Consider the following 14,766-nt stretch of genomic DNA (forward strand, 5'->3'; position numbering starts at 1 on the left):
AAGAGCGTGAGCCCGAGGAGAAGCGCCGCGCCGAGATGTCGGCAGGTGCTCACGGCAGGTGCCACATCACGGGGATGCCGATGAGGTGGTAAAATCTTTCATCTTCTCCGCGAGACCGTTGCCCCTGGCAGCGCCGACTTCGATGGCGACAACACCCTCACCCTCCTCCGGTGGCGGGTGGCCAAGGTAGGCGATGCCGAGGGAATGGCCATCGCTGCCCTCGCCACCAGGCCCGCCGTCGCCGCCGTCGCCTCCTCGGCCGCCGTCACAACCGGTGCTCAGCGCGGTCGGACCTGTGCCGCCTCGGCCCAGAGCGCCACCTGCGCCGCCGACCTGGCCCTCGCCGCCGGGGCCACCCCGGCCGCCAGCCTTGGCTTTCAGGAGCACATCCTCGAAGGTGAGGGTTGCATTGATGCTGAGGAGGGCGATGCTGGAGCCGCCTGGTCCGCCGCCCTTGCCGCCCTCGCCGCCACAGCCGCCGGCTCCACCGGAGCCGCCGCTGGCGCCGCCCAGCCCCGGTGAGCCGGCGGGGCAGGCGCTCCCGCCCCTTGCGCCCGCGCCGCCTCCGCCGCCCTGGCCTGGAGTTCCGGGCTTGCCTGTTCCTCCAGTAAGTCCGGTGAAACCGGTGCTGTCGATGGCACCGGTGCCCTTCGCGTCGTCGCCTGCGTCGCCGGCCTTACCTGCCTGACCATCCTTGCCGTTGCCGCACGCGCCGCCCGAGCTGCGAGTGCCGCCATTGGGATTCGCATCCTCTCCAGGAGAACCGGCGGCTCCAGGGCCTGCTAGCGTTGACGTACCGATGCCGCCCAGCCCGCCGATCGAGTTGTCGCTGGAATCGTTCGGCATCCCGCAGTCGTTCTCGGGAGGTTCGTCCGTAGTCACGGTACCCGCAGTGCACGCCTCACTCCCTGAGCTGCCGTCTCCCCCTTTCGTGGCGCGCTGGCGGTGGAGCGCTCCCGGTGCCCCCGGCGCCGCTTCACCCGCATCGAACGTGCACCGCTCGAGCGCGATATTGCCGCCATCAGCAATCACAGCGATCGAGGACTTCCCGTATCTATCTTTATTGTCCGGGTTGTCGGGGTCTTCGAGATCGACGGTGATCGGCGGCGCTACGACATGGAAATCCTCGATCCGTACGCTCTTGCCCGCGGCGTTCATCGTGAGAGGAGCCGTCCCAGGCGGCGCCATGGGCGGCGTCGTCAGGAGCGTTTCCCCTGTGCTCGTCCATTGCCAGTTTGCCCCCTCGGTCTTGCAGTCGAGCCTGCCGAAGATCGATACCTTCGTCCGCACCGTGACGGCTTCCTCGAAGGTGCCGACACACACGTAGACGTGAGGTTTGTCAGCGCCCTCCACGCGAGCGATGGCTTCTCCGATCGACCTGAGCGGCGCCTCCTTCGTGCCAGCAGCGCCATCATCGCCGTCCTCGGACACGAACACCCCGCAACCGTCGTCGACGCCGGCTCCGGCGAGCTGCGGGTCACACTCGGGGGTCGGAATGACTCCCCCACCGTCGCCGCCGCCACCAGCGTCACCGTTCCCGCCACTACCCAGGGGGCAGCCGACGAGCTTGCCGACGCAGGGGTCACCCGTCGAGCACCCAGTCACCTGGATCCCGATGGCCATCGAACCCAGAAGAAGCGTCGCGGCGAAGCGACAACCACCCACCCAGCTGACTCCCCGGTACACGGCGCCTCCGCTCAGAATCGACCGCTCAAGGAAAGACCCGTCACGCCCGACCCCACGAGCGGCACGACCTGCACGCGGCGGTCCGGCGCGGAAGGTCGAGCGACGAGCGCGTAGATCACCGTTCCCACCCCGGCCGCGCCGACGATGAAGCTGCCGATGGCCACGTTGGTGAACGCGTACTGGAGGTCGACCGCATCGCTCAGCTCCGCGCAGACCGCCGGCGACTCGGTGCTGGGGCAGCGGCCCATGAGCTCGCTGTCTGCGCGGACGCTGTCGCGCAGATCCTCCGCGTCGCTTTGCTTGCCGAGCGCGAGGACCGTGAACGCGGTGCCCGCGATCACGCCGACCCCGGCCGCGACTCCGCCTCCGATCAACAGGGGCTTTCGCAGATCGTCTCGTGATGCGGATGACTCGCCGTGCGTCCGCGCGGCTTCGGCCGGAGGCGCCGTCAGGTCGAGGACGACGTATCCTTTCGCCCGCTCGTCCAGCCGGATCGTCCGTGAAACCGGAGGGCGGCCCGGCTGGACACCGACCAGCGTATGGTCGCCAGGGTCACGCTCCACGGGGGTCGCCGGAGCAATGCGCTCTCCGTCGAGCGTCAGCTGCACCGCGCCTTGCGCCGTGCCAGCGAGGGTGACCTCCAGGGTGGGGATGCGCGGGGCGAGGGCAGCGAGCTCGGCCTTCGCGTCGGCCTGCGCCTGCTGAAAGGCGCGCGGAGCGCTGGCGGAGAGCGGCTCGTCCAGGACGCGCTGGTAGAGCGAGCGCGCCTCGAGCAATCGACCGAGGCGCTCGCAGGCGCGCGCCGCCATGACCAGGAACGGCGGGGCGTGGACCTTGGCCTCGGCGTCGCGGAAGGCCGTGAGCGCGTCTTCGTAGCGGCCGGCGTTGAAGAGCTCCCAGCCCTTGTCGGCGAGCGCCTTGGCCGCGAGCTTTGCCTCGGTGGTCGGCGGAGACGGCTGGGCGACGGCGGTGGGCGAGGCGACCAGGAGCGTGAGCCCGAGGAGAAGCGCCGGGCCGAGATGTCGGCAGGTGCTCACGGCAGGGGGCGCATCACGGGGATGCCGATGCGTTGGTAAAATCTTTCATCTTCTCCGCGAGGCCGTTGCCCCTGGCAGCGCCGACTTCGATGGCGACAACACCCTCACCCTCCTCCGGTGGCGGGTGGCCAAGGTAGGCGATGCCGAGGGAATGGCCATCGCTGCCCTTGCCGCCAGGGCCGCCAGGGCCGCCGTCGCCACCTCGTCCGCCGTCACAGCCGGTGCTCAGCGCGGTCGGACCTGTGCCGCCTCGGCCCAGAGCGCCACCTGCGCCGCCGACCTGGCCCTCGCCGCCGGGGCCACCCCGGCCGCCAGCCTTGGCTTTCAGGAGCACATCCTCGAAGGTGAGGGTTGCATTGATGCTGAGGAGGGCGATGCTGGAGCCGCCGGGGCCGCCGCCCTTGCCGCCCTCGCCGCCACAGCCGCCGGCTCCGCCGGAGCCGCCGCTGGCGCCACCCAGCCCCGGTGAGCCGGCGGGGCAGGCGCTCCCGCCCCTGGCGCCCGCGCCGCCTCCGCCGCCCTGGCCTGGAGTTCCGGGCTTGCCTGTTCCTCCAGTGAGCCCGGTGAAACCGGTGCTGTCGATGGCACCGGTGCCCTTCGCGTCGTCGCCTGCGTCGCCGGCCTTACCTGCCTGACCATCCTTGCCGTTGCCGCACGCGCCGCCCGAGCTGCGAGTGCCGCCATTGGGATTCGCATCCTCTCCAGGAGAACCGGGGGCGCCAAGGCCTGCTTGCGTTGAAGTGCCGATGCCGCCCAGTCCACCGATCGAGTTGTCGCTGGAATCGTTCGGCATCCCGCAGTCGTTCTCGGGAGGTTCGTCCGTAGTCACGGTACCCGCAGTGCACGCCTCACTCCCTGAGCTGCCGTCTCCCCCTTTCGTGGCGCGCTGGCGGTGGAGCGCTCCCGGTGCCCCCGGCGCCGCTTCACCCGCATCGAACGTGCACCGCTCGAGCGCGATATTGCCGCCATCAGCAATCACAGCGATCGAGGACTTCCCGTATCTATCTTTATTGTCCGGGTTGTCGGGGTCTTCGAGATCGACGGTGATCGGCGGCGCTACGACATGGAAATCCTCGATCCGTACGCTCTTGCCCGCTGCGCTCATCGTGAGAGGAGCCGTCCCCGGCGGCGCCGTGGGCGGTGTCGTCAGGATCGTCTCCGCTGTGCTCGTCCATCGCCAGTTTGCTCCCTCAGTCTTGCAGTCGAGCCTGCCGAAGATCGATACCTTCGTCTGCACCGAGACGGCTTCCTCGAAGGTGCCGACACACACGTAGACGTGAGGTTTGTCAGCGCCCTCCACGCGAGCGATGGCTTCTCCGATCGACCTGAGCGGCGCCTCCTTCGTGCCAACAGCGCCATCATCGCCGTCCTCGGACACGAACACCCCGCAACCGTCGTCGACGCCGGCTCCGGCGAGCTGCGGGTCACACTCGGGGGTCGGAATGACTCCTCCTCCTCCTCCGTTCCCGCCGCTCCCGCCATTGCCGCCCGTTGCGCCCTGGCCGGAAGCCCTATCATGCTTCTTATCGGCATCGTCAGGTTGTACCAAGCACCCGCTCACATGGAGCCCTGCGGTCATCGCCGTCAGGAGAAGCGTCGCGGCGAAGCGACAACCAAGACGATGATGGCCCATCCTGCTGACTCCCCGGTTCACGATGCCTCCGCTCAAAATCGACCGGTCAAGGAAAGGCCTGCCGAGCCCGCGCCCACGCGTGGAACGATCTGCATGCGGCTGGCCGGTGGAGCAGGCCGATCCACGAGCGCGTAGATCACCGTCCCCGCGCCGGCTGCCCCGACGATGAAGCTGTAGATAGCCGCATTGATGAATGCGTACTGGACGTCGACCGTATCGCTCAGCTCCGCGCACAGCGTCGGGTGCTTCGTGCTTGCGCAATACCCATTGAGATCCGGGTCGTTATCGACCTGTCCCCGCAGATCCTCGGCGGCGTCCCCTTTCCCCAGCGCGAGCACCGTAAACACCGTCCCCGCGATCACCCCCACCCCCGCCACCGCCCCTCCCGCGATGAGCAGCGTCTTGTTCGGCGGAGGCTCGCCGCCCTTCCCCAACCCCCCGTGCCACGCCGTCGCCGGCCTCTCTCCCGTCGCCCCCGCCGCCGGCTCGCTCGCCCGCGCGCTCTTCAGCTCGACGCTCCGCTCGATCTCCTCGCCCGCCTTGAGCTCCACCGCGACGCTCGCCGGCTCGTACCCCTGCCGCCGCACCGAGATCGTGTGCGCCCCCGGCTCCAGGAACACCGGGTCCTCGAGCGGCACGGTCCCGACGACCTCCTGCCCCACGCGCACCTCGGCGTCCTCCACGTTGACGCGCAGCTTGACCGCGCCCACCTTCGCCCGCGCCTGCGCGTACGTCTTGAGCGCGGCGGCGCGCTCTTCCGGCGTCGCCGTCGTGTCCTTCTCGATCTCGCGCACGTAGATGGCGAGGTGCTTGGCGGCGTCCGGATAGCGCTGCAGCATCAGCTCGCAGGTGCCTATCCCGCCGGCGATCGTGTAGTGCTTCTGCAGCGCCCACGCCGCCACGAACGACGCATAGGCGTCGGCCCACCGCCCCTTCTCCGAGGCGGTCACGCCCTCCATGTAGAGCTTCCTGGCCTTGTCGCTCATCGCCTCGCTGGGCGCGCGCGGCGCCTGGATCGCCGTCTGGCCCGCAGCGCCCTGCTGCCCCGCGCCCCTAGGCGAGGCGCCGCCCCGCGGCTGCGCCTCGCTCGGCGAGGCGGCCGTCAGCAGGCCGACGAAGCACATCCACGGAACACTCTGCGCGAGACGCATGATCAAAACTTTACCTTCGGTTGAATCGCGCCCACCGGCTTCTGGTCCTCCGGCTCGCGCCCTGTCTCTTTCCCGCGTTGCTGCTGCGCCGCGGGCGGCTTCGAGCCCGCCCTGCCGCCGCCGGTCTTCCGCTGCTGGCTCGCTGTCGTCGCAGACGCTGGCGGCTTCGCCTGCGCATCCTCCCCGGCGCTCGCCGCCCCCTCCGGCGCCGACGCCGCCCCCGTCGCCTGCGGCCCCGCCGTGGCCTGCGGCGCTGCCGCCTCCGCCCCCTCCTTCACGCTCGTCCCCGGCGCCCCGCCCACCGTCGTCGGCGCCGCCGAGGGCAGCTCCGGCGGCGGCGCCGGCTGCGCTCCCGGGCCCCTCGACACAACCGCCCACGCGACCGCCCCCGCCGCGGCGGCGCACCCGAGCCCTGCCACCGCCCAGAGCGCCTTCCGGGACCTCTGAGGCTGCTCGACGACGATCGGTATCTCCCCGCCCTCGTCCTCCCCCGCGGCGCTGCGCGCCGAGACGGGCGGCATCGCCGGCGCCTGCTGCACGCCCCTGCCCGCAGCCATCGGCAACGGCGGCGCCCCCGCCCCGAGGCGAGCCACGTCCGCCGGACCCCTCGAGATCGGCGGCACCCCGCCTGCAGCTGGCCCCCCCGCGGCCCCGATCACCGCATTCCCCGCCGCCGCCTCCACGAGCCCCGCCTCGCGCAGCAGCTTCTCCGCGTCGATGACCAGCGTCCCCTTCGGCCCCATCGCCGACGACGCCACCCCCGCGCTCGCCCCCTCGACCGCGTGCGCCTCGACCCGCCGCTGCGCCGGCGGCGCCGACGGCACCCGCCCCCGCTCCGACACCGGCCCCGCGGGCGCCGGCGCCGCCCCCCCGGCGGTCTGCGCCAGGTGCGCCGCGCCCCCCGCCTGCTGCGCCGCGTACCGCTCGCGCCACCCGCCGAACTGCGGCTTGTCCCCCGTCTCGCCCTGCGGCCGCGCCCCGAACAGCTTGCGCGCGATCTCCCCCTCGTCCTCAGAGACGTCCTCGATCCGCAACAGCGCCCCGTGGCGATCCTCCATCGTCACGTCGCGCTCCCGCACGAACCGCACCGACACCCCGCCCGGGATGTCCGCCTCACGCCCGCTCGTGATCGACGTCCACTTGATGTTCGACCGGTACAGCACCGTCGCGATCCTCGCCGCCGCGTGCGCGATGGCCCCGAACGGCTCATCGTGCTTGTGCACGATCACGACCCGCTTCGGCAGCGAGCCCTCGTCCGCCACCCAGTCCCACGTCGCGCTGCTCCGCCGCAGGTACGGCAGATCCCCGAACTCCTCGACGTACCGCTCCAGCACGTGCGCCACCCGCTCCGGCGCGTCGCGCACCGCGCCCACATACTCGCGGTAAAACATGCCCGCCGACGAGTTGACCTCCGTCGCGTTCATCACGTGCCGGTAAAACGTCGCCGACGCCTCCAGGAGCGACGTGTACCCGAGGTCCCGATCCACCGCGACGATCCCGTGCGCGAACGGCGGATTCCCCCGACCGGCGTGATCCATCGCCCCGCCGATCCGGAACCCGAAGATGAGCCCCATCGCCCCGTGCCCAGGCTCGTGCTGCGTGTCGTCGCGCGACAGGTTGCCGATCGCGAACGCATGCGTCGCCCCCGTCGCGGGCTCGATGTACTTCATCAGCCGCGCCAGATGGCTGAAATGCGTCGTCGTCAGCGCCCCCTGCGGCACCTCCGGGCAGTACATGAAATCGATCTGATGCCCAGGGATGTTCCCGTGCAGCACGTGATACCACGCCGCCTCCGCAGGCGCGCGGTACCGCGGGATCACATACCCCGAGGCGCCCTCGCTACCGTACATTGGGCCTGACCTGCTGCTGCGGCATCTGCGGGGCCGGGAGCTGCGCGGTCCGCGACAGCGCCGGATTCGGCCCGATGTCCGCCTTCATCCGCTGGAGCAGCTGCGGATCATACGCGTTCTTCGGGAGGATCCGCTCCACGAAGTGCGAGAACAAATGGTGCGTGCTGTGCCCGTAGCTCGCCGACCCGACCAGCACCCGAATGTCGATGTGGTTCTTGTACCGCTCGAGGCTGTCGATGAGCGGCTTGTAATACCCGCGCGCCTCCTTCTCCACCTCGGCCGGCGTCCCGGACAGAACATCGGACTTGTTGATGAACAGCACCACCGCCTTGCACGACGCCAGCGTCTTCGGGCTGAAGAAGAACTGCAACGACTGCGGCTGAAACTCCCGGAGCTGCTCCTGGATCCGCGACGGCTCGAGCTTCTGCCCGTCCTTGCCCGCCAGATCCACCACCATCAGGAGCCCATGGATCTCCTCCATGATGAGCTCCTGCTGCGCGTCCACGATGTGCTCGCCGCCCCAGTCGCCGATCTCGAACACGTGCTCCGTCAAGACCTCTTTCGTGAGCACGTGGCTGACCGTCCGCTCGTACCGCTCGATCTTCGTCCCCTGCAGCGTGCCGAGATCCACGAGCGGATTCGCCCACTTGAGCGTGAGCGACGTCTTGCCGGTCCACTTGATGCCCAGGGTCAGGATCTTGTAGCGCTTCTGCGTGATCTTCGGCCGGCTATCGAGCTCGCTCTTGTACCAGTCGATCTCCTTCTGCTGGGCGTCGAGCCAGTCGACCTTCTGCCGGTCCTCGCCCCGCGCGATCTCGAGCGCCTGCTGGAGCTGCGCGTACTGCCCCCGCATCTGCTCCAGCTGGTTCTTCGCCTGCCGGAGCGCCTCGATGTGCTGGTTCGCGTCCTTCAGCTGCCGCTTCAGCGGCGCCACCTGCATCAGCAAGAACACGACGCCCGCGCCGCACGCCACCGCAACCAACCCAAGCACAATCGGTAGAACAACCTGCATGGCCCTCAAACCTCGCGCCCCGACGGGCGGCTATCCCAAGCTGTCCTGTCCCGTGAGGCCGGAAAAACGGCCAGCGCGGGCCGGCCTGAGTCCTGAGCTCTCATCAGACCACGGCTCGCCGCAGCCGACAAGTCCGAGGTAGTCCCCGGCACCAGCCGTGCCTTCACCGTTCGCCAGCGTTCGCCAGCGCCCGCCATGCCCCCACACACCTCGCGCCCCGCGCCCATGCCGCTCCCCACGACGCCCCGCTACCGGCCTGTCCCGCTCACCGCGCGCCGCCGCCCTTCCGGGTCACCCGCGGCAGCGCCGTCCTCGTCTCCGGCGCGAGATCCAGCGCGTCCCGCTCCCCGGCCGCGAGCCGCAGCGCGCCCGCATACGCGATCATCGCGCCGTTGTCCGTGCAGCTCGCGAACGGCGGGACGAACAGCGCGAGCCCCCGCCGCTCGCACGCCGCCGCCATCCTCGCCCGGAGCCCCCGGTTCGCCGCGACGCCCCCCGCGAGCACCACCCGCTCGACCCCCTCGACCCGCGCCGCCCGCACGGTCTTCTGCACGAGCGCGTCGACCACCGCGCCCTGGAACGCCGCGCACAGGTCGTGGAGCGCCTGCCCCTCGGGCCGCCCCCGCTTCGCCACGTGGCGCGCCACCGCGCTCTTGATGCCCGAGAAGCTGAACTCCAGCGACTCCTTCCGCGCCATCACCGCCGGCACCGCCTCCGACGCGGCCGCCGCATCCCCCGTCGCCGCGAGCCGGTCGACCACCGGGCCGCCCGGATACCCGAGGCCGAGCAGCTTCGCCACCTTGTCGAACGCCTCGCCCGCCGCGTCGTCGCGCGTCGCGCCGAGCTCGCGGATCGCGCCGAGCGAGGGCCCGTCCACCCGGTAGATCGCCGTGTGCCCGCCCGAGGCGAGCAGCGCGACGTACGGGAACGACGGCCGCTCCTCCGGCGGCGGCGCGCCGCCCCGCCGCAGGAACACCGCGAGCAGGTGCCCGACGAGGTGATCGACGCCGACGAGCGGCTTGCCCGCCGCCCACGCGAGCCCCTTCGCCGCCTGCAGGCCGACGAGCAGCGCCCCCGCGAGCCCAGGCCGCGACGTCACCGCGACGCCGTCGAGGTCCGCCGCCGCGACGCCGGCGCGCGAGAGCGCCTCGCGCACCACCGGGACCACCGCGCGCGCGTGATCGCGCGCCGCGACCTCGGGCACGACCCCGCCGTACGGCGCGTGCAGCGCCACCTGGCTGCGCACGACGTCCGAGAGGACGTCGCCGCCCTCGGTCACCACCGCCGCCGCCGTCTCGTCGCACGATGTCTCGATCCCTAGAACCCGCATGTCCCCGTCCGCCGCGTCAGCCTGAAATTGCCGAACACCTGCCGCTCTCCCTCCGCCTGCGCCGCGCCCGGCGCAAGCGGCTCCCGGCCCGGCCGGAGCAGGCGGACCTCGACGGACGCGTCGGTGCGCAGCGACAGGATCGCGAGCAGCGGCTCCGCCGCAGGATCCGACGCGCTCACCGCGTAGATCGCGTTGCGCTCGCGGCCCTCCCCGAACTCCAGCCGCGACAGCGGATCGTGGGCGAGCGCGCCGAACGGCCGCAGCGGCGCGCCGTCGAGGAGGCGCCGCTCCGGCGCGGCCCCGTCGGGCGCCTCGTAGGTCCACAGCGCGCCCGGCGGCTCCGGCCCGTCGAGCGCGTCCGCGTCGAGCGACAGCCGCATCTGCACCCGCGGGCTCAGGCCCGCGCGGAACGCGCCGCCCAGCGTGATCGCGCCGCAGTAGGCCTCGCCGTCCGCCGTCGAGAACCGGCTCACGTCGTCGCAGCCGGCCGCGCCGCCCGCCGCGGCCGCGCCGGCCAGGACGAGCGGCGCGAGCCGCAGCGGGGCGCGCCGCGGCCCGGGCGCTGCAGCGGCGCTCACGGCGCGCCGCTCCGCATCAGATCGGCCGCGGCCTGGCGCACGCGCGGCTCGGGGTCGCGCGCCGCCAGGTGCTTCAGCACCGGCGCCGCCGCCGCGCGGTCCGCCGAGGCGAGGGCGCGCGCCGCCGCCTCGCGCACGAGGGCGTACGCGTCGGAGCGGGCCGCAGCGCCGAGCGTCTCCGCCACCTGGCCCGGCCGCCCGCCGGCCGCGCCGCCGCCGCCCGGCGCGCCCAGCCGGCCCAGGGCCTCCGCCGCGCGGACGCGGAGCGGCCAGCTCGGCGAGGTCCGCAGGAGCTCCGAGACCGCCGCGATGGTCGGCCCGTGCCGGACCGCGCCGAGCGCCGCGAGCGCCGCCCGCCGCACGCTCTCCTCCGGATCGCCGAGCGCGTCGACCACCGCGGCCTGCGCCTCGGGCTCGGGCCGCGTGGCGAGCAGCTCCACCGCGCGCGTGCGCACCTCGATCGCCGGGTGCCGCACGAGCGCCACGAACCCGCCCACGACCGCGGCCGCGACCCCCTCCACGGCCGCCTCGACCTGCCGCCGGAGCTCCGGGGCGAGCTCGGCGCGCCCGTCCGTGAACGGCGCGAGCCCGAGCGCCGCCCCGCCGCCCGCGGCGCCGCGATCGCCGGCCGCGCCCGCGCCGCGCGGGCCGCCCGCGCCGCGCGACAGGATCGCGTCCGCGACGACCAGCGCCCGCTCCGGCGACGTCGCGACCGCGGCGACCGCCGCCTTCTGGAGCGCCGGGCCGAGCGCCACGAGCGCGGCCGCGCGGTCCTCCGGGCCCGGCGGATCCGGGTCGAGCCCGGCGAGCACGTCCTTCACCGTCAGCGCTCCGTCCGGCACGGGCAGCGGCTCTCGTGCGCGCGGGTAGGCCCGCCGCGTGAGCGCGACCGCCGCCGACACCGCGGCCGCGCGCAGCCCCTCGTCCGACGAGAACGCGCCGGCCGCGATCGCCTGCGCGGCGCCCCCCGAGGCGGGCGCCTCGACCTCGCCGGCGCCCTTCGCCGAGGCGCCGTCGCCGAGCCGCGCGAGCGTGAGCAGCGCCGCGCGGCGGAGCTCCGGCTCGCTCGAGTCCGCGAGCGACATGAACAGCGCGGGCCCCTCGCCGCCGCCGCCGATCTCGCCCAGCGCGCGGACCGCGGCCGCGCGCGGCACGGAGCCGGCCTCGGGCGCCCGCGCGACCGCGGACAGCGCCGCCGCGTGCCTCCGGTCGTGCGTCAGCCCGAGGCCGACCGCCGCGATCGCCCGCACCTCCGGCGCCGGCGACGACAGGAGCCGCGCGAGCAGCGCCTCGGCCTTCGCCGCGGGCCGGCCGCCGCCCGCCGCGAGCCGCGCCACGCCCCAGGTCGCCGCGACCGCGACCGCGTCGTTCGGCAGCACGGTCGCCGCCGCGTCCCGCGGGGCGAGCATCTGCTCGTAGCGCTCCAGCATCGACGGGTCGCGCAGCGCGCCGCACGCGATCATCGCGCGGGCGCGCAGGCCCTTGTCCGCCTGCCCGATCGCGAAGTTGTAGAGCGCCGGCCCGGCGCTCTTGTTCTCGACGTAGGCCAGCACCTCGATCGCGACCTTCTGCTGCGACTCCTTCTCGTCGGCGAGCGCGTCGAGCAGCGGCTTCACCGCGCGCGCGCCGATCTTCGCGAGCTCCGCGCGCGCGGCCGCGCTCGCCGCGCCGCCCTCGGCGCGGACCTTCTGCATCAGCGGGAAGGTCATCGCCCCGTACAGCTCGACGAGCAGCCGCCGGTAGAGCGGCTTCTGCGGGTTGCCGACCGCGACCGGCAAGAGCTCGCGCTCGAGCACCTCGAGCGAGCTCCGGCCGAGGTTCACCTGCATCGACATCCGCGCGGCGCGCGCGACGAGCTCCTCGTCGTTCGACGCCCGCACGACGCGCCGGAAGAGCCGGTCGGCCTCGTCGGCCTGCCCCGCGGTGAGCAGGAGCTCGGCGAGGTCGAAGTAGACGGGGAACAGCCGGTCGTTCTTCGCGAGCGCCTGCCGGTACTCGGCGATGGCGCGCGGGAAGTCCTGCCGCCTCCGGTACATGTCGCCGAGCTTCTGGTGGCCGCTCGCGTCCTCGGGCGACAGCTCGACGGCGCGCGCGGCGTACCGGATCGCGTCGTCGTCGCGGTAGAGCTCCGCGGCGTACTGCGCCATGCGCTGGTAGAACTCGCGGGCCCGCTTCGGGTTCACCTCGACGAGCTTGCCCAGCACGTCGATGGCGCCGAGGAGGTTCTGCTGGAGCACGAGCACGCGCTCCAGCGCGAGGAGCGAGTCCTCGTCGCCCGGCGCGGCCTGGACGAGCTTGCGGAGCGTGGCCTCGGCGTCGGGCAGCCGGTGCAGCTTGCGCTGCACCTCGGCGAGCAGCCGCCCCGCCTCCAGGTCGGGCGGGGTCGCGTTGAAGCGCGCGCCGAGCGGACCGACGCGGCCCTGCAGCTCGTGGGTGAGCGACCAGAGGCTGACGATGTGGGTGCGCGCCTCGCGCGCGAGCAGCTTGTCGCCGCCCGCGCCGGCGAGCAGCTGCTCCCACAGCTCGCGCGCCTCGGCGTAGCGCGGCCCGGCGTTGCCGAGCGAGCTCGCGGTGCGCTCCAGCGCGATCGCCAGCGCCTTCTTGTAGCGGGCGTTCGCGGGCTCGAGCTGCGCGGCCTCCCGGAGCGCGGCGAGCGCCTCGGTCACCATGTCGTGGTCGAGGTACACCTCGCCGAGGGTGGCCGCGGCGCGCGCCCGGCTCGGCACGACCAGCTTGATGCGCGCCCAGGTCTCCAGCGCCTTCTTCTTGTCGCCCGCCTGGAAGTACCGGTCGCCGAGGTCGACGAGGTGGCTCGGATCCCCGCCCGCGGCCCCGGCGAGCCGCTGGAGCACCTTGAGGGCCCGGTCCTTCTCCTCGACGCGCTCGTAGAAGTCGGCGACGGCCGCGAGCGTCTCGGGCTCGTCCGCGACGCGCCCCTCGAGCTGGGTGAGCAGCGCGAGCGCCTTGGGCCGATCGCCCCGCTGGATGAGCGTCTCGCACAGCTCGAACACGAAGTCGGCGTTGTTCGGGGCCGCCTTGATCAAGAGCTCGTACTCGCGGATGGCGGTGTCGAGCTCGCCGGCGGTCTGGAGCAGGTGCACGAGCCGGAGCCGCGTGTCGATGTGCTTGCCGTCGAGCGCGAGCGCCCTCCGGTAGATCGCGATCGCCTTGTCGACGTCGCCGGTCTCCTCGTACAGCGCGCCGAGGGTCGCGAGCCGCTGGAAGTCCTGCCCCCGCTCGGCCTCGAGGATCGCGATGAGCTCGGCGAGCTTGCCCTCGGCGCGGAAGGCGTCGGTCATGATGAGCAGGATCTCGGCCCGCACGCCCGCGGCGTTGCCGGCGATGGAGAGCGCCCGCTTCAGCACGGCGAGCGCCTCGTCCATCTTCTTCTGCCGCGCGAGCGCCTGCCCGAGGTCGCGCAGCGCCGGCGCGAGCGCCCGGTTGTCGCCGGCGGCGGCCTTCACGAGCTCGCGGAACTCGGTCTCGGCGCGCGCGTGGTGCCCGCGCGCGGAGAGCTCGCGCCCGAGCTCGGCCTTCACGAAGAGCGAGCCCTGCGCGTTCTTCACGAGCGCGTCGTGGTGCGCCTTGGCCGCGTCGAAGTCCGAGAGGTCGAGGCAGAGCGCGAGCAGCGTGCGCCGGGTCTGCTCGACGTCCGCGGCGACCTTGAGCAGCGGCAGCGCCTTCTCGTAGTGCGCCCGCGCGCGGGCCTTGTCGCCGCGGTCCGCCTCGAGCTGGGCGAGCGCCATCATCGCCGCCGGGTCCGCCGGCCGGTCCGCGATGGCGGCCTCGTACGTCTTGATGGCGTCGTCGTAGCGCCCGTCCTGCTTGTAGATGCCGGCGAGCACGACCTTGGAGGCCCAGGCATCGGCGCCGGGCTGCGCGGCGCGGCGCTCGAACTCCTCGACGAGCTTCTTCAGGTTCCCGTCGCGCTCGCGGTAGAGCTGGGCGAGGCGCTGGAGCGGGAAAGGCGCGCTCGGCTGGCTCATGACGATGGCCGTGTAGCGAGCGATGAGCGCGTCGTTCGACGGCCCGCTCCGCTTCGCGTCGGCGCCCTCGGCCGGCTCGGGCTTGGCCTGCGGCGCTTGTTCGGGCTGCGGCCGCGGTCCCGGCTGCGGCCGCGGTCCCGGCTGCGGCCGCGCGGCGGGGCCCGGCTTGCCGCCGCCGGGCTTCGGGGCCTTCGGTTTGCGCTTGCCGCGGCCGGAGGGATCGAAATCCGCGGCCTCGGCGTGCGGGATCGCGAGCGTCGCGGCTGCGGGGACCAGGACCGCGAGGCAGCCGGCCAGAACGAGGGATCGCACGGGGGTAGGGTAGATCGGCGGTGCGCGGCGGGCCACGCGGAGCGGCGGCGGCGCGTCCAGGGAGGGGCGCGATCGCGGCGCCGGGCGCGCCGGGCGGGTGAGCTCGGCGGGCACGTCTGCCGTTTCCGGGGGAATGCTTGACGGGCGAGGTGGGGCCGAGGACAGTCCCTGTGCGCGCCGCGAGCCCCCTC

General features: G+C 73.2%; 9 protein-coding genes. All 9 read right to left on the reverse strand.

Features of this window, described 5'->3' with window-relative positions:
* Nucleotides 1–66 precede the first annotated feature (66 nt).
* The 9 genes from WME98_RS34490 to WME98_RS34530 all read right to left on the reverse strand — a co-directional run bounded on the left by WME98_RS34490 (nucleotide 67) and on the right by WME98_RS34530 (nucleotide 14,575).
* Nucleotides 67–1,437 (reverse strand): hypothetical protein, encoded by a 1,371-nt coding sequence (locus WME98_RS34490; protein WP_437945925.1) that lies wholly within the window; start codon nucleotides 1,435–1,437, stop codon nucleotides 67–69.
* Nucleotides 1,438–1,697: 260 nt separating this feature from the next.
* Nucleotides 1,698–2,723 carry a tetratricopeptide repeat protein gene (locus WME98_RS34495; protein WP_437945926.1) on the reverse strand — a complete coding sequence of 342 codons (1,026 nt, stop codon included), beginning with the start codon at nucleotides 2,721–2,723 and terminating at the stop codon, nucleotides 1,698–1,700.
* A gap of 13 nt (nucleotides 2,724–2,736) precedes the next feature.
* On the reverse strand, nucleotides 2,737–4,356 hold the full coding sequence (locus WME98_RS34500) for a hypothetical protein (RefSeq protein WP_437945927.1): 1,620 nt from the start codon (nucleotides 4,354–4,356) through the stop codon (nucleotides 2,737–2,739).
* A gap of 32 nt (nucleotides 4,357–4,388) precedes the next feature.
* The gene (locus tag WME98_RS34505) at nucleotides 4,389–5,507 is read right to left on the reverse strand and encodes a PEGA domain-containing protein (protein ID WP_437945928.1); all 1,119 of its coding nucleotides are present in this window, start codon (nucleotides 5,505–5,507) and stop codon (nucleotides 4,389–4,391) included.
* Between the two features lie 2 nt (nucleotides 5,508–5,509).
* Entirely contained in the window at nucleotides 5,510–7,357 is a 1,848-nt protein-coding gene (locus WME98_RS34510; RefSeq protein WP_437945929.1) for a hypothetical protein, read from the reverse strand.
* Complete coding sequence (locus WME98_RS34515; protein WP_437945930.1) at nucleotides 7,347–8,348, reverse strand: hypothetical protein; 1,002 nt, start codon at nucleotides 8,346–8,348, stop codon at nucleotides 7,347–7,349. Before WME98_RS34515 ends, WME98_RS34510 begins: the two co-directional genes overlap by 11 nt.
* Before the next feature lie 286 nt (nucleotides 8,349–8,634).
* On the reverse strand, nucleotides 8,635–9,699 hold the full coding sequence (gene tsaD, locus WME98_RS34520) for a tRNA (adenosine(37)-N6)-threonylcarbamoyltransferase complex transferase subunit TsaD (protein WP_437945931.1): 1,065 nt from the start codon (nucleotides 9,697–9,699) through the stop codon (nucleotides 8,635–8,637).
* Nucleotides 9,687–10,277, reverse strand: coding sequence for a hypothetical protein (locus WME98_RS34525; protein ID WP_437945932.1), 591 nt, complete (start codon nucleotides 10,275–10,277; stop codon nucleotides 9,687–9,689). Before WME98_RS34525 ends, tsaD begins: the two co-directional genes overlap by 13 nt.
* Complete coding sequence (locus tag WME98_RS34530; protein WP_437945933.1) at nucleotides 10,274–14,575, reverse strand: HEAT repeat domain-containing protein; 4,302 nt, start codon at nucleotides 14,573–14,575, stop codon at nucleotides 10,274–10,276. Before WME98_RS34530 ends, WME98_RS34525 begins: the two co-directional genes overlap by 4 nt.
* Nucleotides 14,576–14,766: the final 191 nt, after the last annotated feature.

The organism is Sorangium sp. So ce296, from assembly GCF_051529605.1.
GTDB classification, from domain to species: Bacteria; Myxococcota_A; Polyangia; order Polyangiales; family Polyangiaceae; genus Sorangium; species Sorangium cellulosum_D.

Coding starts and splice junctions, on each gene's coding strand:
- WME98_RS34500 (WP_437945927.1), bottom strand. CDS start 4,356: ATGGGCCATCATCGTCTTGGTTGTCGCTTCGCCGCGACGCTTCTCCTG.
- WME98_RS34505 (WP_437945928.1), bottom strand. CDS start 5,507: ATGCGTCTCGCGCAGAGTGTTCCGTGGATGTGCTTCGTCGGCCTGCTG.
- WME98_RS34510 (WP_437945929.1), bottom strand. CDS start 7,357: ATGTACGGTAGCGAGGGCGCCTCGGGGTATGTGATCCCGCGGTACCGC.
- tsaD (WP_437945931.1), bottom strand. CDS start 9,699: ATGCGGGTTCTAGGGATCGAGACATCGTGCGACGAGACGGCGGCGGCG.